This is a genomic window from Orrella dioscoreae (assembly GCF_900089455.2).
GTDB classification, from domain to species: Bacteria; Pseudomonadota; Gammaproteobacteria; order Burkholderiales; family Burkholderiaceae_B; genus Orrella; species Orrella dioscoreae.
The window spans coordinates 3112812-3133177 of the sequence record NZ_LT907988.1 but is presented as its reverse complement, the minus strand read 5'-3'; the positions used below and the strand labels follow the sequence as shown (position 1 = coordinate 3133177).

15 protein-coding genes are annotated in these 20366 nt (G+C 68.0%); 11 read left to right on the top strand and 4 right to left on the bottom strand.

Annotated elements, in window-relative coordinates; all coding sequences use genetic code 11:
• Window positions 1–100: 100 nt before the first annotated feature.
• From ODI_RS14515 to ODI_RS14475, 9 genes are all read left to right on the top strand, one after another.
• Window positions 101–2968, top strand: a complete 2868-nt coding sequence (locus ODI_RS14515) for a 2-oxoglutarate dehydrogenase E1 component (protein WP_067751724.1) — start codon at window positions 101–103, stop codon at window positions 2966–2968.
• A 48-nt stretch (window positions 2969–3016) separates the two neighbouring features.
• On the top strand, window positions 3017–4240 hold the full coding sequence (odhB, locus tag ODI_RS14510) for a 2-oxoglutarate dehydrogenase complex dihydrolipoyllysine-residue succinyltransferase (RefSeq protein WP_067751721.1): 1224 nt from the start codon (window positions 3017–3019) through the stop codon (window positions 4238–4240).
• A gap of 156 nt (window positions 4241–4396) precedes the next feature.
• Window positions 4397–5824, top strand: a complete 1428-nt coding sequence (gene lpdA, locus ODI_RS14505) for a dihydrolipoyl dehydrogenase (protein WP_067751718.1) — start codon at window positions 4397–4399, stop codon at window positions 5822–5824.
• A 154-nt stretch (window positions 5825–5978) separates the two neighbouring features.
• The gene (gene zapE / locus ODI_RS14500) at window positions 5979–7073 is read left to right on the top strand and encodes a cell division protein ZapE (RefSeq protein WP_067751715.1); all 1095 of its coding nucleotides are present in this window, start codon (window positions 5979–5981) and stop codon (window positions 7071–7073) included.
• A 115-nt stretch (window positions 7074–7188) separates the two neighbouring features.
• Window positions 7189–7509 carry a DUF3649 domain-containing protein gene (locus tag ODI_RS14495; protein WP_231968061.1) on the top strand — a complete coding sequence of 107 codons (321 nt, stop codon included), beginning with the start codon at window positions 7189–7191 and terminating at the stop codon, window positions 7507–7509.
• Window positions 7506–9125, top strand: coding sequence for a PepSY-associated TM helix domain-containing protein (locus ODI_RS14490; protein WP_067751709.1), 1620 nt, complete (start codon window positions 7506–7508; stop codon window positions 9123–9125). The genes ODI_RS14495 and ODI_RS14490 overlap by 4 nt, the downstream gene beginning before the upstream one ends.
• Entirely contained in the window at window positions 9122–9454 is a 333-nt protein-coding gene (locus ODI_RS14485) for a DUF3325 domain-containing protein (protein WP_067751706.1), read from the top strand. The genes ODI_RS14490 and ODI_RS14485 overlap by 4 nt, the downstream gene beginning before the upstream one ends.
• Before the next feature lie 115 nt (window positions 9455–9569).
• Window positions 9570–10937 (top strand): tryptophan--tRNA ligase, encoded by a 1368-nt coding sequence (locus ODI_RS14480; protein WP_067751703.1) that lies wholly within the window; start codon window positions 9570–9572, stop codon window positions 10935–10937.
• A gap of 197 nt (window positions 10938–11134) precedes the next feature.
• The gene (locus ODI_RS14475; RefSeq protein ID WP_067751700.1) at window positions 11135–11980 is read left to right on the top strand and encodes a class II aldolase/adducin family protein; all 846 of its coding nucleotides are present in this window, start codon (window positions 11135–11137) and stop codon (window positions 11978–11980) included.
• 67 nt (window positions 11981–12047) lie between these two features.
• Here the strand turns inward: ODI_RS14475 and ODI_RS14470 are convergent, their stop codons facing one another.
• Window positions 12048–14423, bottom strand: coding sequence for a Tex family protein (locus ODI_RS14470; protein ID WP_067751697.1), 2376 nt, complete (start codon window positions 14421–14423; stop codon window positions 12048–12050).
• Between the two features lie 179 nt (window positions 14424–14602).
• Here ODI_RS14470 and ODI_RS14465 point away from each other — a divergent pair, with 179 nt between their 5' ends.
• The gene (locus tag ODI_RS14465; RefSeq protein ID WP_067751694.1) at window positions 14603–16816 is read left to right on the top strand and encodes an ATP-dependent DNA helicase; all 2214 of its coding nucleotides are present in this window, start codon (window positions 14603–14605) and stop codon (window positions 16814–16816) included.
• A gap of 27 nt (window positions 16817–16843) precedes the next feature.
• Here ODI_RS14465 and ODI_RS14460 read toward each other — a convergent pair whose 3' ends face one another.
• Complete coding sequence (locus ODI_RS14460) at window positions 16844–17830, bottom strand: Bug family tripartite tricarboxylate transporter substrate binding protein (protein ID WP_067751691.1); 987 nt, start codon at window positions 17828–17830, stop codon at window positions 16844–16846.
• 34 nt (window positions 17831–17864) lie between these two features.
• Window positions 17865–18527: an RraA family protein gene (locus ODI_RS14455; RefSeq protein WP_067751976.1), complete on the bottom strand. Its 663-nt coding sequence runs from the start codon at window positions 18525–18527 to the stop codon at window positions 17865–17867.
• A gap of 137 nt (window positions 18528–18664) precedes the next feature.
• On the opposite strand from ODI_RS14455, the gene ODI_RS14450 reads away from it, so the two are divergent.
• On the top strand, window positions 18665–19375 hold the full coding sequence (locus tag ODI_RS14450; RefSeq protein ID WP_067751688.1) for a GntR family transcriptional regulator: 711 nt from the start codon (window positions 18665–18667) through the stop codon (window positions 19373–19375).
• 89 nt (window positions 19376–19464) lie between these two features.
• On the opposite strand, the gene ODI_RS14445 is transcribed toward ODI_RS14450, so the two are convergent.
• Window positions 19465–20241 (bottom strand): outer membrane protein assembly factor BamD, encoded by a 777-nt coding sequence (locus ODI_RS14445; RefSeq protein ID WP_098021014.1) that lies wholly within the window; start codon window positions 20239–20241, stop codon window positions 19465–19467.
• Window positions 20242–20366 lie beyond the last annotated feature (125 nt).

The window sequence follows — 20366 nt, the reverse complement described above, 5'->3', positions numbered from 1 at the left end:
AACCGCCTTCTGCCCCGCTATCCGCTTAACGGTTGGACCGTGTCGCGGAAGGTTTTCCTGCACTGCATCGGGTGAAGCACCCGGATAGGTGAAGCGTCTCATGTCATCGGAAAAAGAAAGTTCGTCCACATCGTATTTGTTCGGCGGTAATGCGCCCTACGTAGAAGAACTCTACGAGGCTTACCTCGACAATCCAGGGTCCGTTCCGGACAACTGGCGCGATTATTTCGACCAGCTCCAGCATCAGCCTGCCGTCGACGGCCAGGAGTCCACCCGCGACCAGGCTCACGCGCCGATCGTCGAATCGTTTGCGCAGCGCGCCCGCGCCAATGCCTTCGTGCAGCGCGTCGCCGAGCCCGACCTGACGGTCGCCAGCAAGCAGATCGTCGTCCAGTCCCTCATCGCCGCCTACCGTTCGCTGGGTTCGCGCTGGGCCGACCTCGATCCGCTCAAGCGCCAGGACCGTCCGCCGATCCCCGAGCTCGATCCCGCCTTCTACGGCCTGACGGAAGCCGACCTGGACCAGGTCTACGCCGCCACCAACACGTATTTCACGACCGCGACGTCGATGACGCTGCGCGACATCCTGAAGTCGCTGCGCGATACGTACTGCCGTTCGATCGGCGCCGAATTCATGCACGTCTCCGACCCGGCCGTGAAGCGCTGGCTGCAGGAGCGCCTGGAAACGACGCTGTCGGCCCCGGCCGTCACGCCCGAGCAGAAGCGCCACATCCTGCAGCAGCTGACCGAGTCCGAAGGCCTGGAACGCTTCCTGCACACCAAGTACGTCGGCCAGAAGCGTTTCTCGCTCGAGGGCGGTGAAAGCTTCATCGCCGCGATGGACGAACTGATCAACCACGCCAGCGAAAACGGCGTGCAGGAAATCGTGGTCGGCATGGCCCACCGCGGCCGCCTGAACATGCTCGTGAACATCATGGGCAAGATGCCCGGCGACCTGTTCGCCGAGTTCGAAGGCAAGCACACGCAAGGCCTGTCCGACGGCGACGTGAAGTACCACAACGGTTTCTCGAGCGACCTGTCGGCGCGCGGCGGCCCCGTGCACCTGTCGCTGGCCTTCAACCCGTCCCACCTGGAAATCGTCAACCCCGTCGTCGAGGGCAGCGTTCGCGCCCGCCAGGAACGCCGCGCCGACGCGCAGGGCAGCCAGGTGCTGCCGGTGCTGGTGCACGGTGACGCGGCCTTCGCCGGCCAGGGCGTGGTCATGGAAACGCTGAACCTCGCCCAGACGCGCGGTTACGGCACGGGCGGCACGATCCACCTGGTCATCAACAACCAGATCGGTTTCACCACGTCCGACCCCCGCGACTCGCGTTCGACGCTGTATTGCACCGACGTCGTGAAGATGATCGAGGCGCCGGTCCTGCACGTGAACGGCGACGATCCCGAAGCGGTCGTGTTCGCCATCCGCCTGGCCCTGGACTACCGCCAGCAGTTCCATCATGACGTGGTCGTGGACATCGTCTGCTTCCGCAAGCTGGGCCACAACGAGCAGGACACCCCCTCGCTGACCCAGCCGCTGATGTACAAGCGCATCGGCCATCATCCCGGCACCCGCAAGGTCTATGCCGACCGCCTGGTCGCCCAGGGCGTGCTGGCCGAAGGCGATGCCGAGCAGTTGGTGAAGGACTACCGCCAACTGATGGAAGACGGCCAGCGCACCATCGAACCGGTGCTGACCGACTACAAGAGCAAGTACGCCATCGACTGGTCGCCCTTCCTGGGCGCCAAGTGGACCGACCAGGCCGACACCGCCGTGCCGCTGGCCGAATTGAAGCGCATCGGCGAGCGCATCACCACGGTGCCGGAAGGCTTCACGGTGCATCCGCTGGTCGCCAAGCTGCTGAACGACCGCCGCGCCATGGCGCGCGGCGACGTGAACCTGGACTGGGGCATGGGTGAACACCTGGCCTTCGCCACGCTGGTTGCCTCGGGCTACCCGATCCGCATCACCGGCCAGGATTCGGGCCGCGGCACGTTCACGCACCGCCACGCCGTGCTGCACGACCAGAACCGCGAACGCTGGAACGACGGCACCTACATTCCGCTGCAGAACGTCTCCGACGCGCAGGCGCCTTTCGTCGTCATCGACTCGGTGCTGTCGGAAGAGGCCGTGCTGGGCTTCGAATACGGCTACTCCTCGGCCGAGCCCAACACGCTGACCATCTGGGAAGCGCAGTTCGGCGACTTCGTGAACGGTGCGCAGGTCGTGATCGACCAGTTCATCGTGTCGGGCGAAGCCAAGTGGGGCCGCCAGTCGGGCCTGACCATGATGCTGCCGCACGGCTACGAGGGCCAGGGCCCCGAGCACTCGTCGGCTCGCATGGAGCGCTTCCTGCAACTGGGCGCCGACAACAACATCCAGGTGGTGCAGCCGACCTCGGCTTCGCAGATATTCCACCTGCTGCGCCGCCAGATGATCCGCCCGCTGCGCAAGCCGCTGATCATCATGACGCCGAAGTCGCTGCTGCGTAACAAGGACGCGGGTTCGCCCCTGTCGGATCTGGCTGGCGGCAGCTTCCGTCCGGTCATCGGCGAGGTGGATGATTCCATCAAGGCCGAAGCCGTCAAGCGCGTGCTGGTGTGCTCGGGCAAGGTCTACTACGACCTGGTCAACGCCCGCCGCGAACGTGAAGCCAAGGACGTGGCCATCATCCGTGTCGAGCAGCTGTATCCCTTCGCGCACAAGACTTTCGAAGCCGAACTCGCCAAGTATCCGAAGGCCACCGACGTGGTCTGGGTGCAGGACGAGCCGCAGAACCAGGGCCCGTGGTACTACGTCCAGCATCACCTGGTCGAGTACGTGAACAACGGCCAGAAGCTCGGCTATGCCGGCCGCCAGGCCTCGGCGTCGCCCGCCGTCGGCTACCTGGCCAAGCACCAGGAACAGCAGAAGGCGCTGATCGAGCAGGCTTTCGGCAAGTACAAGCAGTACTCGGTGACCAAGTAAGCCGCCCGGCACCCGAACAGACATCACACTCAACGGAAACAGATCATCATGGCTCTTATTGACGTACTCGTTCCCCAGCTGTCCGAATCGATCGCCGAGGCGACGCTGCTGACCTGGAAGAAACAACCCGGCGCCGCTGTCGAGGCCGACGAAATCCTGATCGAAATCGAGACCGACAAGGTCGTGCTCGAAGTGCCCGCGCCCAAGGCTGGCGTGCTGGCCGAAATCGTCAAGGGTGACGGCAGCACCGTGACCTCGGACGAAATCATCGCCCGCATCGACACCGCCGCCAAGGCTGCCGCCGCGCCGGCTGCCGCCCCCGCCGCCGAAGCCCCCAAGGCTGCCGAGCAGGCCGCCGCCGCCGCGCCCGCCGCCAAGTCGTCCTCGTCGTCGGCCGTGGCCTCGCCCGCTGCCGCCAAGATCCTCGCCGACAAGGGCGTGTCCGCTGAAGGCATCGAAGGCTCCGGCCGCGGTGGCCGCATCACCAAGGGCGACGCCCTGGCTGCCGACGGCTCGAAGCCCGCCGCCAAGGCCGCTGCCGCCATCCCGGCCCCGACGCAATCGCTGGACGGCCGTCCCGAGCAGCGCGTGGCCATGAGCCGCCTGCGTGCCCGCGTGGCCGAGCGCCTGCTGCAATCGCAACAGGAAAACGCCATCCTGACGACCTTCAACGAGGTCAACATGCAGGCTGTCATCAACCTGCGCAACAAGTACAAGGAAAAGTTCGAGAAGGATCACGGCGTGAAGCTGGGCTTCATGTCCTTCTTCGTGAAGGCTGCTGTTGCCGCCCTGAAGAAGTACCCCCTGATCAACGCCTCGGTCGACGGCAAGGACATCATCTACCACGGCTACTTCGACATCGGTATCGCTGTCGGCAGCCCGCGTGGCCTGGTGGTGCCGATCCTGCGCAACGCCGACCAACTGTCGATCGCCGACATCGAAAAGCAGATCGCCGACTTCGGCAAGCGTGCTGCCGATGGCAAGCTGGGTCTGGAAGAACTGACCGGCGGCACGTTCTCGATCTCGAACGGCGGTGTCTTTGGCTCGATGCTGTCCACCCCCATCATCAACCCGCCGCAATCGGCCATCCTGGGCGTGCACGCCACCAAGGAACGCCCCGTGGTGGAGAACGGCCAGATCGTGATCCGTCCGATCAACTACCTGGCGCTCTCCTACGACCACCGCATCATCGACGGCCGCGAAGCCGTCCTGGGCTTGGTCGCCATGAAGGAAGCCCTGGAAGATCCGCAGCGCCTGCTGCTGGACCTGTAAGCACCGCGTCATGCCGCGCCCTGATCCTGTCAGGGTGCGGCATTCATCCCGCCAGGCCGCCCGCCGGCCCGGCGCGGTTGAGCCCTCATCCTTCACTCTTCTCGTCCGGTACGCGGCCCCGTCGTGGCGCCCGACCCCTCACCTGAGAGAACATCCATGTCCAAGCAATTCGACCTCGTCGTGATCGGCGCCGGCCCCGGCGGCTACATCGCCGCCATTCGCGCTGCCCAACTCGGCATGTCCGTGGCGTGCATCGACGCCTGGCAGAACGGCCAAGGCGGCCCCGCTCCCGGCGGCACCTGCACCAACGTGGGTTGCATCCCCTCCAAGGCACTGCTGCAGTCGTCCGAGCACTACGAGCAGGCCAACCACCACTTCGCCGAGCACGGCATCGAAGTCAAGGGCGTGAGCCTGAAGCTCGACACGCTGATCGGCCGCAAGAACTCGGTGGTCAAGCAGAACAACGACGGCATCCTGTACCTGTTCAAGAAGAACAAGGTCACCTTCTTCCACGGCAAGGGCTCGTTCGTGGGCCAGACCGAAGGCGGCTGGTCGATCAAGGTCACCGGCACCGCCGAGGAAGACCTGGTTGCCAAGCACGTGGTCATCGCCACCGGTTCGTCGGCGCGTGAACTGCCCGGCCTGCCTTTCGACGAGAAGCAGGTGCTGTCGAACGACGGCGCGCTGAGCATCGGCGCCGTGCCGAAGAAGCTGGGCGTGATCGGTGCCGGCGTGATCGGCCTGGAAATGGGCAGCGTGTGGCGCCGCCTGGGCGCCGAAGTCACCGTCCTGGAATCCATGCCCGAATTCCTGGCCGCCGCCGACCAGCAGGTCGCCAAGGAAGCGCTGAAGGCCTTCACGAAGCAAGGCCTGGATATCCAGCTGGGCGTGAAGATCGGCGAGATCAAGGCGACCGCCAAGCAGGTCACCGTGCCGTACACCGACGCCGCCGGCGCCGAGCAGAAGCTGGTGGTGGACAAGCTGATCGTCTCGATCGGCCGCGTGCCCTACACCGGCGGCCTGAACGCCGACGCCGTGGGCCTGAAGCTCGACGAGCGTGGCTTCATCGTCGTCGACGACGATTGCAAGACCAGCCTGGCCAACGTGTGGGCCGTGGGTGACGTCGTGCGCGGCCCGATGCTGGCCCACAAGGCCGAGGAAGAGGGCGTTGCCGTCGCCGAGCGTATCGCCGGCCAGCACGGTCACGTCAACTTCGCCACCGTGCCGTGGGTCATCTACACCTCGCCCGAGATCGCCTGGGTGGGCCAGACCGAGCAGCAGCTGAAGAAGGACGGCCGCGAATACAAGGCTGGCAGCTTCCCCTTCCTGGCCAACGGCCGCGCCCGTGCGCTGGGCGACACGACCGGCTTCGTGAAGATCCTGGCCGATGCCAAGACCGACGAAGTCCTGGGCGTGCACATCGTGGGCCCGATGGCCTCGGAGCTGATCTCGGAAGCCGTGACCATCATGGAATTCCGCGGCGCCGCCGAAGACATCGCCCGCATCTGCCACGCGCACCCGACGCTGTCGGAAGCCGTGAAGGAAGCCGCGCTGGCCGTGGACAAGCGTGCCCTGAACTTCTGATCGTGATCCCATCCCCGAGGCGCTGAGGCGCCTCCCCCTCAAAGGGGGCGCACCAGCGGACCGGCAGAGCCGGCGCCGCGGTGCCCGGCCTACAGACACCGGGCTTCGCGCCCGGTGTTTTTTTTCTCGGTTTTCCGAGATATGGCGTAGACGCATGAACGTCCTTGAATACTACGAATCCGCGCTGGCTGAACGCGGCTACAAGCCCGACACCGCGCAGCGCACCGCCATCGAGCGCCTGCAGCGCTATTTCGATGACTGGGTGGCGTTCAAGGCCATGCGTTCCAGCGCGCTCAAGCGCCTGCTCAAGCGTCCCGACGTGCCGCGTGGCGTCTATATGTGGGGCGGGGTCGGGCGGGGCAAGAGCTTCCTGATGGACTCGTTCTATTCGACGGTGCCGGTCAAGCGCAAGGCGCGGCTGCACTTCCACGAGTTCATGCGCGGCGTGCACCGCGAGCTCGACGAGGTCAAGGGCATGTCGGACCCGCTGGACGAGGTGGCGCGCCGCATCGCCAAGCGCTACCGGCTGATCTGTTTCGACGAATTCCACGTCTCGGACGTCGCGGACGCGATGATCCTGTACCGCCTGCTGCTGAAGCTGTTCGAGTACGGCACGTCCTTCGTGATGACGTCGAACTACGAACCTTCCACGCTGTATCCCGATGGCCTGCACCGTGACCGCATCGTGCCCGCCATCAAGCTGATCCAGGAGCGCATGGACGTGCTGAACGTGGATGCCGGCACGGACTACCGCCGCCGTTCGCTGGAGCAGGTGCAGAGCTATCACCATCCGCTCGACGATGCGGCCGACCAGGCGTTGAACGAGGCGTTCGACCGCCTGGCCGACACGCCGCCACAGACGCCGGCCGTGCTGCATATCGAGCATCGCGAGATCAAGGCGCTGAAACTCTCGGGCAGCGTGGTGTGGTTCGATTTCGCGACGCTCTGCGGCGGGCCGCGTTCGCAGAACGATTATCTTGAGCTGGCCAGCCGCTTCCATGGCGTGATCCTGTCGGGCGTGCCGCGCATGGGGCCGCGCCAGGCCTCCGAGGCGCGCCGTTTCACGTGGCTGATCGACGTGTTCTACGACCATCGCGTGAAGCTCATCATGTCGGCCGAGTGCCCGCCCGAGGAGATCTACACCGAAGGGACGCTGGCCAACGAGTTCCACCGGACCGTCTCGCGCATCCTGGAAATGCAGTCGCGCGAGTACCTCGAGTCCGATCGGCGCGACGCGGCGACGCTGTAGCACGGGGCGGATTTCCGTCCGCGCGGCAGGGCAGGGCGCACGCCGGGCAGCCTGATTTGGTAATGAAATTGGTTATCAATTAACATTCGGCTCGTTTCGTCTTCGCGCATTTGCCGTGAAACCTGCCGCCGCTACGTCCGCCGTGTCCAAATCCCGCCTGCCGGCCCGCTATCGCTGGGCCGTGGCATCGCGCACCGCTGCCGCCGTGCTGGGCGGCTACGCCTTCGCGTCGGCCGCCGCCGCGGCGCTGGCCGTCGGCCTGCCGCTCGCCCGCATCGAGGCCGTGTTCACGGCCAATCTGCTCATCTTCCTGTTCTACGCGGCCGCGATCATCTGGGTGTTCGCCACGCGCAGCGCCGGGCGTGCCTGGGTGGGCATGTTCGTTGGAACCGCCGTGTGCTACCTGGCCTACCTGGTGTTGCGAGGCACGGCATGAGGCCGGACGACAATCCGGAGGGACTGCGGCAGTCGATGTCCTGGCTGCACACCTGGACAGGCCTGCTGTTGGGCTGGATCCTGTTCGCGATGTTCCTGACAGGCACGCTGGCCTTCTTCAAGCCCGAGATCACGCGCTGGATGCAGCCCGAACTGCGGGCGAACGCCGCCACGCCCGAACAGGCCCTGGCCACCGCCGAGCGGGTGCTGCGCGAGCGTGGCGCCGAGGCATCGCGCTGGACCATCACCTTGCCGGACGTGCGCCAGCCGACGCTGCAGGTCGTCTGGACCTCGCAGCAGGCGGGCGAGGGGGGCGGGCCTGTCCGCCGCGGTTTCCAGCGCCTGCTGCTGGACCCGCTGACGGGCGAAACCTTGCAGGCGCGCGAGACGCGCGGCGGCGATTTCTTCTATCGCTTCCATTTCGAGCTGGAGCTGCCTCGTCCCTGGGGCCGCTGGCTGGCCTGCATCGCGGGCATGTTCATGTTGGTGGCGATCATCAGCGGCGTCATCACGCACAAGAAGATATTCACCGACTTCTTCACCTTCCGCCCCGCCAAGGGCGGGCAGCGGGCATGGATGGACGGGCACAACGCGCTGTCGGTGCTGGGCTTGCCCTTCCATTTCATGATCACCTTGAGTGGCGTGGTGATCTTCGTGGCGATGGTCATGCCGGCCGGCATCGATGCCGCCTACGGCAACGACACGCGCGCCTATACCGAAGAGGCGTATCCCGGCGCGGGGGTTGCCGCGCCGCGCAGCACGGGCCAACCAGGCGTCTTGGCGCCCCTGGGGCCGATGCTGGCCCAGGCGCGCGCGCACTGGCCGGATGGACAGGTCGGCCGCATCGCCGTGAACGGACCGGCATCCGCGGATGCCACCGTGTATGTTTCCCGGCACATGGGCGACCGCATCGCCTATGGCCGCGCCACGCCCGCGCTGGTCTTCGAGGGCGGCACCGGACGCCTGGCGAAGGAGATGGGCCAGTCCGGCCCCGCCGCCCAGACCCTGGGCGTGCTGATCGGCCTGCACCTGGGACTGTTCGCCGAGCCTTTCCTGCGCTGGGTGTACTTCCTGGTGAGCCTGGCCGGCACGGCGATGGTGGGAACGGGCCTGGTGCTGTGGGTGAAGAAACGCCGCCAGAAGCACGCCAAGGCTGCCGTGACGCCGTTCTCGCTGAAGCTGGTGGAAGGCCTGAACGTGGCCAGCATTGCCGGCCTGTGCGCGGCGGTGGGAGCGTTCTTCTGGGCCAACCGGCTGCTGCCGGTGGACCTGCCGCAGCATGGCCTGTGGGAGGGGCGCGTGTTCCTGGGCGTGTGGGGCGTGGCGCTCGTGCACGCGTATCTGCGACCGCGCCGCGCCTGGCGGGAGCAGCTGTGGCTGGGGGCGATCCTGCTGGGTGGCGTGCCCTTGCTCAATGCCCTGACCTCGGATCGCCACCTGGGGGTATCGTTGCCGGCAGGCGACTGGGTCATGGCGGGCTTCGACCTGACGGCGCTGGCCTCGGGCGTGTTCCTGGCCTGGCTGGCCGGGCGCACGGGCCGCCCGGCCGCCGCGCCCGTGCCCAAGGCCGGGCTTGCGGCCACGGCGCTGGCCACGGCGCAGGAGGGACGCCCATGATGACCGCGATCGCCAGCCTGCTTGTCTTCGGCGGCTTCACGGCCATGAGCCTGGGCATGGCGCGTCATCACGAAGCTGCCTTCGGCGGCGAGCCCGGACACCTGCGTGCCTGGGGCTTGCGCGGGACTGGCTGGGTGGCGCTGGCGCTGGCCCTGTGGGCGATGGTGCGGGCCGATGGCGGGTCCGAGGGGCTGACGACCTGGTTTGGCATCCTGACCGTGGCGGGTCTCGCGCTGATCGGCCTGATGCCCTACGCGCCACGGCTGGCGGCGAAGCTGGGCGCGGCCAGCCTGGCGTTGGCGCTGCTGCTGGCCTTGTTGAACGCCTGACACCCAGGTCCGGTGTGCGATGCGCCGCGCCCAGGCGCAGGCGCTTTGCCGCGCAGTCCCTCGCGTTACACTGCTGCGTCGTGTTTTCCTACTCGCGCCCGCGCGCAGCCTGTCCATGCAAACCCGCGTCCTTACTGGCATTACCACCACCGGCACCCCCCACCTGGGCAACTATGCCGGCGCGATCCGCCCCGCCGTGGCGGCCAGCACGCAGCCAGGCGTCGATGCCTTCTTCTTCCTGGCCGACTATCACGCGCTGATCAAGTGCGACGACCCCGCGCGCATCGCGCGGTCGCGCCTGGAGCTGGCCGTGACGTGGCTGGCCGCGGGCCTGGACCCGGAACGGGTGACCTTCTATCGCCAGTCCGACATTCCGGAGATTCCCGAGCTGTCCTGGCTGCTGACCTGCGTCACGGGCAAGGGCCTGATGAACCGCGCGCACGCCTACAAGGCCTCGCTCGACCAGAACGAAGCCAAGGGCGTGGAGCCGGACGACGGCGTGACCATGGGGCTGTTTTCCTATCCGGTGCTGATGGCCGCCGACATCCTGATGTTCAACGCGCACCGCGTGCCCGTGGGGCGCGACCAGGTGCAGCACCTGGAAATGGCGCGCGACATCGCCCAGCGCTTCAACCACCTGTACGGCCAGGGCCGCGAGTTCTTCGTGTTGCCCGAGGCGGTCGTGGAGGAGGACGTGGCCACGCTGCCGGGCCTGGATGGACGCAAGATGTCCAAGAGCTACAACAACACCATCCCGCTGTTCGAGGGCGGCGCCAAGGCCCTGAAGGCGGCGGTGATGCGCATCGTGACCGATTCGCGCCAGCCCGGCGAAGCCAAGGATGCCGAAGGCTCGCATCTTTACTCGCTGTACAAGGCCTTCGCCACGCCGGACGAAACGAAGGCCTTCCGCGCCGCGCTCGAAGGCGGCCTGGGCTGGGGCGAGGCCAAGCAGGCCCTGTGCGACCGGCTCGAGCGCGACCTGGCGCCCATGCGCGCGCGCTACGACGAACTGATCGCGCGTCCCGATCGCCTGGAGGAAATCCTGCAGGCGGGGGCTGCCCGCGCACGCCGCATCGCGCAGCCCATGATGGCCGAGCTGCGTGACGCGGTGGGCTTGCGCAGCCTGCGCAGCAGCGCCGTGTCCGCCAGTGCCGCGGGCGCGAAGAAGAACGCCAAGACCGCGCGCTTCGTCAGTTTCCGCGACGAGGACGGCCAGTTCCGTTTCCGCCTGCTGGCGGCGGACGGCACGGAATTGCTGAATTCGGTGGCCTATGCCAACCCCAAGGAGGCGGGCCAGGTGCAGAAGCGCCTGCAGGATGCCGCGCAGGCGCCCGAGTGGGCGGCGGAGGGCGACGCAAGCTTCGTGTTGCGGCTGGACGGCACGGTCATCGGCCACGGCCCGGCACAGCCCGATGCGGTGGCGCGTGATGCGCTCCTGGCACGCGCAGCCGAGGCACTGGCGGCGTTGTCCGCGGCGGAATGAGCGGGTTTTCCTGCCAACCCCATCCCGTCCTTTAACCGGGGACGGGGTGTTGTTGGCAGTCCGTGCATGGCTTATGGTGGTTGGGTGCGGCACCCGAAAAATGCCCCCACGCTGCGCCTTCGGCTTGCTGCCCCCCAAGGGGGCAGCGTTTTACCTTGGGAGCGGCCCGGCGGCAAAACCCACCAAGGAGACAGGCCATGCACGCAAGAACCCAAGCGGCGGACTCGCCGGCGCTCGATCTGGGCGGACGGGAATCCATCTACCAGCCCGAGCAGGCTGGGCGCATCTTTCCCCACGTTCCTGATTTCGACGATGCCCAGGCAGCCCGCAGGCACCTGAAGCAGCGGCTGGCGGGCGCCTGTCGGGCCTTCGCCCAGCACGGGCTGGACTACGGCTTCGCGGGCCACCTGACCGTGCGCGATCCCGAGCATCCACATTTCTACTGGACCAATCCCATGGCGGTCCATTTTTCACAGGTGTGCGTGTCCAACCTCATCCTGGTGGACCACCAGGGCACGGTGGTGGAAGGGGAGCATGCGGTGAACCGGGCAGGGTTCGTGCTGCACGCGGCCGTGCACGAGGCGCACCCCGACATCGTGGCCATGTGCCATGCGCACACGGTCTATGGCACGGCCTATGCCGCGCTGGGCCGGCCGCTGGCACCCATTTCGCAGGATGCCGCGGCGTTCTTCGAGGACCACGTGGTGATCCGTGCCGAGGCGGGCGCGGTGGCGGTCGAGGAAAAGGCGGGGCAGTCCATTTGCGAACACTTCCGTGGCGTGAAGGCCGCCATCCACCAGAACCATGGCCTGCTGACCGTCAGCCGCCACAGCATCGATGCCGCGGCCTTCTGGTTCATCGCCCTGGAGCGCTGCTGCAGGCAGCAGTTGATCCTGGATGCCAGCGGGCATGCGCCGACGCTGGTGCCGCCGGATCGCTCCCGCTACAGCCGCGAGCACGTGGGCAGCGAATACATCGGCTGGCTGCATTTCCAGCCGGTGTATGCGCAACTGGCGGCGTCTCAACCCGATCTGCTGGCGTGAAATGAAAACGGCGCCGCGCGACGTGCCGCGCGGCGCCATCGATGGCGATCGGGAGGATCGCCGCGGCCTAGCGCTTGAGGCGCGCGAAGGCCTCGGCCATGGCGCCGCCCGGGGGCGGGGCGGACTGGCCGGGGCGCTTGCCGCCGCCGGCAGGACGGTTGCCGCGGCTGTCGTTGCCAGCGGCGGGGCCGCTGCGGCGCGCGGGCAGGGCGTCGTCGTCCAGGCGCATGGTCAGCGCAATGCGCTTGCGGGCGGCGTCGACTTCCTGGACCTTCACCTTGACGGTCTGGCCCACGCGCACCACGTCGCGCGCTTCCTTGATGAACTTGTCCGACAGCGCCGAGATGTGCACCAGGCCGTCCTGGTGCACCCCGATGTCCACGAAGGCACCGAAGGCGGCGACGTTGGTCACGACGCCTTCCAGGATCATGCCGGGCAGCAGGTCGTTCAGCGTTTCGACGCCCTCCTTGAAGGTGGCGGTCTTGAACTCGGGACGCGGGTCGCGGCCGGGCTTTTCCAGTTCGGAGAAGATGTCCTTGACCGTGGGCAGGCCGAAGCGCTCATCGGTGAATTCGGACGGCGACAGGCCCTTGAGCGCATCGCGGTTGCCGACCACCTGGCGCGCGTCGGCCTGGATGCGGGCCAGGATGCGCTCGACGACGGGATAGGCCTCGGGGTGGACCGAGGACGCGTCCAGCGGATTGTCGCCTTGCGGAATGCGAAGGAATCCCGCGGCCTGTTCGAACGCCTTGTCGCCGAAGCGGGACACGTCGAGCAGCGCGCGGCGCGAGGCGAAGGCGCCGTGGCTGTCGCGGTGCGCCACGATGTTGCGCGCCAGGGTGCTGTTCAGGCCCGACACGCGGGTGAGCAGCGGCGCCGAGGCGGTGTTCACGTCCACGCCCACGGCGTTCACGCAATCCTCGATCACGGCATCCAGCGAGCGCGCCAGCTCGCGCTGGTTGACGTCGTGCTGGTACTGGCCCACGCCGATGGCCTTGGGTTCGATCTTGACCAGCTCGGCCAGCGGATCCTGCAGGCGGCGGGCGATGGACACGGCGCCGCGCAGGCTCACGTCCAGGTCGGGGAATTCGGCCGCGGCCAGTTCCGACGCCGAATAGACCGAAGCGCCGGCTTCCGACACCACGATGCGGTTCATGTTGAGTTCGGGCAGCGCGCTGCTGAGTTCGGCGGCGAGCTTCTCGGTTTCACGCGAAGCGGTGCCGTTGCCGATGGCGATGAGCTCGACCTTGTGGCGCTTGGCCAGCGCGGCCAGCGTGGCCAGCGAGCCCGTGCGGTCGCGGCGCGGCTCGAAGGGATAGACGGTCGCGGTGTCCACCAGCTTGCCGGTGGGGTCGATGACCGCCACCTTCACGCCAGTGCGGATGCCAGGGTCCAGGCCCAGCACGGTCTTGGGGCCCGCGGGCGCGGCCAGCAGCAGGTCTTTCAGGTTCTCGGCGAACACATGGATGGCCTGCGTTTCGGCGGTCTCGCGCAGCTTGCCGATGAGCTCGGTCTCGAACGCCGTCAGGAGCTTCACGCGCCAGGTCCAGCGGCAGACCTCGCCCAGCCAGCGCGCGCGCGGCGTGGCGTCGGTGGCGAAGAGGTCGCGGCCCAGCTTCAGGAAGTCGGCCACGCGCGCCACGCAGGGGTGCGGGACCAGGGCTTCGCGCTCGGGCTCCAGGCCCACGCGCAGTTCCAGCACGCCCTGCTGGCGGCCGCGCAGCAGCGCCAGGATGCGGTGCGAGGGCAGGCTGCGCAGCGCTTCGCTGAAGTCGAACCAGTCGCGGAAGTTGTCGCCTTCGGCTTCCTTGCCTTCCGCCACCTTGGAGACCAGCAGGCCCGTGGACCAGAGGTGCTCGCGCAGGTTGGCGATGAGGTCGGCATTCTCGGCATAGCGCTCGGCCAGGATGTCACGCGCGCCGTCCAGCGCCGCCTTGGCGTCCGCCACGCCCGCGTCGGGCTTCACATAGCCCTCGGCCAGCGCCTGCGGATCGCAGGCGGCGTCGGCCAGGATGGCGTCCGCCAGCGGCTCCAGGCCGGCTTCCCGCGCGATCTGGGCGCGGGTGCGGCGCTTGGGCTTGTAGGGCGCGTACAGGTCTTCCAGGCGTTGCTTGGTGTCGGCGTCGCGCAATTCCTTGTCCAGGGCGGCGGTCAGCTTGCCTTGTTGCGCCACCGATTCCAGGATGGCGCCGCGGCGCTCTTCCAGTTCACGCAAATAGACCAGGCGCACGTCGAGGTTGCGCAGGACGGTGTCGTCCAGGCCGCCAGTGGCTTCCTTGCGGTAGCGGGCGATGAAGGGCACGGTCGCTCCGTCATCCAGCAGGTCCAGCGTGGCCGCGACCTGCGCGGCGCGCACGCCGAGCTCGTTGGCCAGTTGCGCCACGATGCGCGCCTTGACGGCCTCGGGCGGTTCGGCGACGAAGGAAAGGGTGGTGTCGGACATCAGGCAAACCCGGAAAAAAGGAAAAACAAGCGCAGGATTTTGCCACAGCATGCTGCAGCGCTGGCGCGGCCGGGGAGGACGCAAGGGTCCGGCGGCAAAAAGCGCCTGCCATCCCGGCGGGGCGAGCGTCGAGGCAGTATCATCGGCCTCCTCGATGCCTCGCCCTTGTCCCTAACCCGATGCCCGACACCGAAATCGCCGGTCTTTTCGCCCTGGATGGCCCGTTGGCCGCCACCTCGGCGAGCTACCGCGTGCGCGCGTCCCAGGTCGAACTGGCCGAGGCCATCTCCGACACCATTTCCCGCCGGGCCACGCTGGTGGCCGAGGCCGGCACGGGCACCGGCAAGACCTGGGCTTACCTGGTGCCGGCCTTTCTGCGCGGCGGCAAGGTGCTGGTTTCCACCGGCACCCGCACCTTGCAGGACCAGCTGTTCCTGCGCGACCTGCCGCGCCTGCGTGACGCGCTGGCCATTCCGGTCACGGCCGCGTTGCTGAAAGGCCGGGCCAATTACGTCTGCCACTACCACCTGGAGCGCCTGGAGGGCGAAGAGGGCGGATTGCGCTCGCGCGCCGAGATCGGCCAGTACCGGCGCATCCAGGTTTTCGCCAGCCAGTCGCGCACCGGCGATCGCGCCGATCTCTCGGAAGTGCCAGAAGAGGCGGAAATCTGGCAGCGCGTGACCTCCACCCGCGAGAATTGCCTGGGCCAGGAGTGTCCCCGGGTGCGTGACTGCTTCGTGCTGAAGGCGCGCCGCCAGGCGCAGGAGGCCGACGTCGTGGTGGTGAACCACGCGCTCTTCCTGGCCGACCTGATGCTGCGCGAAGAGGGCGTGACGGACCTGCTGCCGCAGGCGGACACGGTGATCTTCGACGAAGCGCACCAGTTGCCCGACACCGCCACGCGCTTCCTGGGCACCAGCGTGTCCACCCACCAGCTGCTGGACCTGTCGCGCGACGCCCAGGCCGCGGGCCTGGCCCATGCCCGCGAGCGCTGCAACTGGGGAGAGGTGGCGGGCAAGCTGGAAACCGCCGCGCGTGCGTTGCGGCTGGCCTGTGCGCCGCTCGAGAAGGTGCCGGGCCGCAAGGCCACCTTCGAGTCGCTGGCCAACCTGGACCTGCCGGATTTCGACGCGGCCGTGGACGGGCTGAAGACGGCGCTTTTCCATCTGGAGGAAGCGCTGGCCGGCGTGGCCGAGAGCCATCCCGACCTGATGGCGGCCTCCAGGGTTGCCGCGCAGCTGGCCTTGCGGGTGCAGCGCTGGGCGCGCAAGGCGGGCGAGCCTCCGGTGCAGGCGCCGCGCGCCTCGCAGGTGCTGGCGCCTGCGCCCCTGGCCACGGCTGTCGTGGCCGGACCGCCGCCCGCCTGGGAAGACCTGGTGGCGGAGGTCGTGTCCGGCAAGGTGACACCCGCCGCGGCGCTGGATGTGCAAGACGATGCGCCCGCGCGTCCCTCGGCCGCCGAGCGCCTGGCCGAGGCCGCGGCCCAGGTGCCGCTGGCCTTGCCCGCCGATACGCAGGCGGTGCGCTGGGTGGAAATGGGCATGCACCACGTGCGCCTGCATGCGGCGCCGCTGTCCGTGGCGGAAGCCTTCTCGCGGCTGCGGCCGGCGGGGCAGGCCTGGATCATGACCTCGGCCACCCTGTCGGTGCATGGGGATTTTTCGCATTTCACCTCCCAACTGGGGCTGCGCGACGCGCAGATCGCGCGTTGGGAGTCGCCCTTCGACTACGTCAGCCAGGGCCTGCTGTTCGTGCCGCGTGACTTGCCGCTGCCGCAGTCGCCGCAATTCACCGAGCGTTTCGTGCAGACCTTGCTGCCCTTGCTGGAAGCCAGTCCGGGCGGTGCGCTGGTGCTCTGCACGACCTTGCGTGCGGTGGAGCGGGTGGCCGAGCTGCTGGGCAAGGCATTCGAGGAACGTGGCTGGAACTGGCCCTTGCTGCGCCAGGGGCAGGCGCCGCGGCGCGAGCTGCTGGAGCGTTTTCGCACGCTGCTGCACCCCGTGCTGGTCGGCAGCGCAAGCTTCTGGGAAGGGATCGACATCCCGGGCGACGCCCTGACGCTGGTGGCCATCGACAAGCTGCCCTTCGCGCCGCCGGACGACCCGGTCATCGAGGCGCGGCTGCGCGCCTGCAAGGCGAGGGGCGGCAATCCTTTTGCCGAATACCAGCTGCCCGAGGCGGCCATCGCCTTGAAGCAGGGGGCAGGGCGCCTGATCCGTACCGAGCGGGACTGGGGCGTGCTGCTGGTGGGTGACACGCGTCTGGTCGACAAGCCCTACGGCAAGCGGCTGTGGCGCGGCCTGCCGCCGTTCTCGCGCACCCGCGACATGGAAGAGGCCCTGGCCTTCTACCAGCGCCAGGGCAAGGCCGACGGGACCGAGGAAACCTCCTAGCCGGCCCCGCGGCGTGCGCCAGGGGTCTCAGTCGACCTTGGCGTTGGAGCGCTTCACCACGTCTTCCCAACGCGGCACTTCCGCCTGCACGAAGCCGGCGAAATCCTGCGCGCTGCCGCCCGCCACCTTGGCGGATCCCAGCTCGGCCAGCTTGGCCGACACCTGCGGCGAAGCCAGCGCGGTGTTGATCGCCGCGTTCAGGCGCGTGGTGAGCGCATCCGGCAGGCCTGCCGGCGCGAAGACGCCATACCAGTTGGTCACCTCGAAGTCCTTGAAACCCGCTTCCATCAGGGTGGGAAGTTCGGGGAAGGCATCCGCGCGCGTGCTGCCGGTCGTGGCCAGCGGCTTCACGCGTCCGGCCTGGGCCTGGGGCAGCAGGGCGGCGGTGGTCTCGAAGGCGATCTGCACCTGGCCGGCGATCACGTCGGTCATGGCCGGACCTTGTCCCTTGTAGGGGATGTGCAGCATTTCCACATTGCCCTGCAGCTTCAGCAGTTCGCCGGCCAGGTGCTGCGGGCTGCCGCTGCCGCCCGAGGCGAAGTTGTAGGTGCCGGGCTTGCGCTTCACGAGGTCGAGCAGCTCGCGCACGTCGCCGGCCGGCACCTTGGGATTCACATACAGCACCAGAGGCATCGCCGCGACGTAGGCGACGGGACGCAGGTCCTTCACCGGGTCGATGCGCAAGGCATAGAGGTTGCGGTTGATCACCACGCCCGTGTTGTTGCCCAGGAGCAGCGTGCAGCCGTCGGCCTGCGCGCGGGCGACGAACTCGGTGCCGATGTTGCTGCTGGCGCCGGCCTTGTTGTCGACGATCACGGGCACGCCCAGCGTCTGTTGCATGGAGGGCGAGATCAGGCGGGCCAGGATGTCGGTGGTGCCGCCGGGCGGATACGGCGAGACGAGGCGCAGGTTGGCGCAGGGGTAGGGCTCGGCGGCCAGCGCGACGGCGGGCGCGCCGAAGGTGGCGGCCAGGACGAACGCGGCGAGGCGGGTCGCGGGTTGGAAGGGCTGCATGGGATGTCTCCTCGTTGTTGTGGGTGAAATGGCGTCAGGCGTCGTCGCCGCGCTGAAGCGTGTGATAGCCGTGGCGGCGGCGCGCGTCGGCGATGGTGCTGCCGGCCAGCACGTCGGCCAGGATGCGCGCCTCGGCGGCCTGGGTCGCCAACGCCTTGCGCAGCACGTCGCCCGCACGGGCCTGGGGCACCACCACGACGCCATCGGCATCCGCGGTGATCAGGTCGCCGGGGCAGACGCGGACGTGGCCCAGGCTGACCGGCACCTGCACGGCCTCGACCTGGACGCGGTCCTTGCCGGTGCGCATGGTGTGGCCGCGGCTGTAGAGCGGATAGCCGCAGGCCTCGGCCTCGGCGATGTCGCGGCAGACGCCGTGGATCACGGTGCCGGCGATGCGCTTGTGGCGGGCCAGGCGGCTCAGGATGCCGCCCCAGACGGTGCAGTCGGGCAGGCCGGCGTTGTCCAGCACGATGACGGCGCCCTCGGGCACCTCGTCGATGTAGTCGCCCACGGTGCCTTTGCGGTCGGGGTCCACGGGCGCGAAGCGCACGGTGTAGGCGGGACCGACGATGGCGGCGGGGCCGGCCACGCGATGCACGCCCAGTGCGCAGCCGGGCAGGCGGAGGAAGTCCAGGGCATCGGAGATTTCTGCGGTGGCGAGCGTGGCCCAGGCGGGGTCGGACAGGAGGTTGGACATGAAGCGGCGTTCCATCTTGAGTGAGACAATGTGGAAAATATTGTCTGACAATTATTGATGAATAGCCTATCAACGTTTACCCGGAGGCGGCTACGACGGTATAGTGGCGCGACCTCGCCGAACCCGATACGCGTTCCATGCCGCCCGAACTCCTCACACCGGACACCGCCACGCCCGCCGCGCCTTCGAAGCGCACGCAGGTGGCCGAGCAATTGCGCCAGGCCATGCTGTCCGGCACGCTGCTGCCGGGCACGCGCCTCATCGAACGCGAAATCTGTGCCCTGACCCAGGCCAGCCGTCCGCTGGTGCGGGAGGCGATCCTGCAGCTGGAGATGGAGGGATTCGTCTACAGCACGCCCAACCGGGGCTCGGTGGTGGCGACGCTGACCGCCGAGGAAGCGGCCAACATCTACCAGGTGCGCGGCGTGCTGGAAGGCCTGGCGGCCAGGAACTTCATCGTGCTGGCGAGCGCCGCCGAGCGCGCGGCGCTGCGCGAAGCCATGGACCTCCTGCGCGCGCGCATCGAGGCGGCGGACGTGCCCGGCCAACTGGCCGCGATCAACCTGTTCTACGACCGCCTGCTGGCGGGCTGTGGCAATGCCACCCTGGCCGAGACGCTGCGGCTCATGCACGGGCGGATTTCACGCCTGCGCGCGACGTCCATCAAGAGCCCCGGGCGCATCCACCAGTCGCACCAGGAGATGCTGGCCATCGTGGCCGCCATCGAGGCGAACGACGAGGAGGCCGCCTGGCGGGCCTGCGTGCGCCACATGGAAATCACCGCGTCGGTCGCGCTGAAGGTGATCAGCCGCATGCAGCCGCAGGCGGCATCGGGCGCGCGCCGCTGACGACTCGCCTGTCGCGGCCAAGGAAAAACCCGGCGCAAGGCCGGGTTTTCTTTGCTGAAACCGCCCTTACGCGACGGCTGGGCGGGACATCAGAAGATGCCGAAGGGATTCCACCACGCCGGAGGCGCGGCGTAGCCATTGGCGACGAACTTGCTGTTCGGGTAGTTGGCCTCGAGCACGCGGCGCGCATCGTCGCGCAGGTCCGTCATGCCGAGCTTGTCGTAGGACATGACCAGCAGGTACAGGGCTTCCTCGGCGGCAGGGGCGCCTTCGAAGTCGGTGATGACGGTCTGGGCGCGGTTGGCCGCGGCGACGTAGGCATCGCGCTGGTAGTAGTAGCGCGCGACGTGCACCTCGTTCATGGCGATGGTGTTCACCAGCCAGGTCAGGCGTTCCTTGGCGTCAGGCGCGTACTTGCTGTCGGGGAAGCGCTTGAGCAGTTCCTCGAAGGCTTCATACGACTGGCGCAGGCCCTTGGGGTCGCGCTCGGCCGAGTCCTGGCGGGTGATGCCGGCCATGAAGGCGCTGGGCGGCGTGAAGCTGACCAGACCTTTCAGGTACAGGATGTAGTCCGTGCCAGGATGGTTGGGATATTGCTGCTGGAAACGGGCGATGGTGGCCAGGGCCTGTTCGGGCTCGTTGTCACGCCAGTTGACGTAGGCGAGATCGACCAGCGCCTGCTGGGCGTAGACGCCGAACGGATAGCGGGCCTCGACGGCGGTCAGGCGGGTGCGGGCCTGGTTCCAGTTGCCGGAGGCGATTTCGGCCTTGGCATCCTGGTACAGGCGCTCGGCCGTCCAGTTGGCCGTTTCGTCGTACTCGGCGTTCTTGGTGCCGCAGGCAGCCAGCATCAGGCTGAGCAGCATGACGAGCAGCACGCGCAGGGCCGATCCGCCAGCAAGGGCGAACGGGACGGTAGCAAAGGGCTGGCGCATTGGCGGGGGTTCCTTGGTCCTAGGTGTTAGCATGCCAGGCTGAATTATATGAGTTG

Bases quoted from the DNA above. Each gene is read 5' to 3' on its own strand.
- ODI_RS14515 (WP_067751724.1), top strand. From the start codon at position 101: ATGTCATCGGAAAAAGAAAGTTCGTCCACATCGTATTTGTTCGGCGGT.
- odhB (WP_067751721.1), top strand. From the start codon at position 3,017: ATGGCTCTTATTGACGTACTCGTTCCCCAGCTGTCCGAATCGATCGCC.
- lpdA (WP_067751718.1), top strand. From the start codon at position 4,397: ATGTCCAAGCAATTCGACCTCGTCGTGATCGGCGCCGGCCCCGGCGGC.
- zapE (WP_067751715.1), top strand. From the start codon at position 5,979: ATGAACGTCCTTGAATACTACGAATCCGCGCTGGCTGAACGCGGCTAC.
- ODI_RS14490 (WP_067751709.1), top strand. From the start codon at position 7,506: ATGAGGCCGGACGACAATCCGGAGGGACTGCGGCAGTCGATGTCCTGG.
- ODI_RS14485 (WP_067751706.1), top strand. From the start codon at position 9,122: ATGATGACCGCGATCGCCAGCCTGCTTGTCTTCGGCGGCTTCACGGCC.
- ODI_RS14480 (WP_067751703.1), top strand. From the start codon at position 9,570: ATGCAAACCCGCGTCCTTACTGGCATTACCACCACCGGCACCCCCCAC.
- ODI_RS14475 (WP_067751700.1), top strand. From the start codon at position 11,135: ATGCACGCAAGAACCCAAGCGGCGGACTCGCCGGCGCTCGATCTGGGC.
- ODI_RS14470 (WP_067751697.1), bottom strand. From the start codon at position 14,423: ATGTCCGACACCACCCTTTCCTTCGTCGCCGAACCGCCCGAGGCCGTC.
- ODI_RS14465 (WP_067751694.1), top strand. From the start codon at position 14,603: ATGCCCGACACCGAAATCGCCGGTCTTTTCGCCCTGGATGGCCCGTTG.
- ODI_RS14460 (WP_067751691.1), bottom strand. From the start codon at position 17,830: ATGCAGCCCTTCCAACCCGCGACCCGCCTCGCCGCGTTCGTCCTGGCC.
- ODI_RS14455 (WP_067751976.1), bottom strand. From the start codon at position 18,527: ATGTCCAACCTCCTGTCCGACCCCGCCTGGGCCACGCTCGCCACCGCA.
- ODI_RS14450 (WP_067751688.1), top strand. From the start codon at position 18,665: ATGCCGCCCGAACTCCTCACACCGGACACCGCCACGCCCGCCGCGCCT.
- ODI_RS14445 (WP_098021014.1), bottom strand. From the start codon at position 20,241: ATGCTGCTCAGCCTGATGCTGGCTGCCTGCGGCACCAAGAACGCCGAG.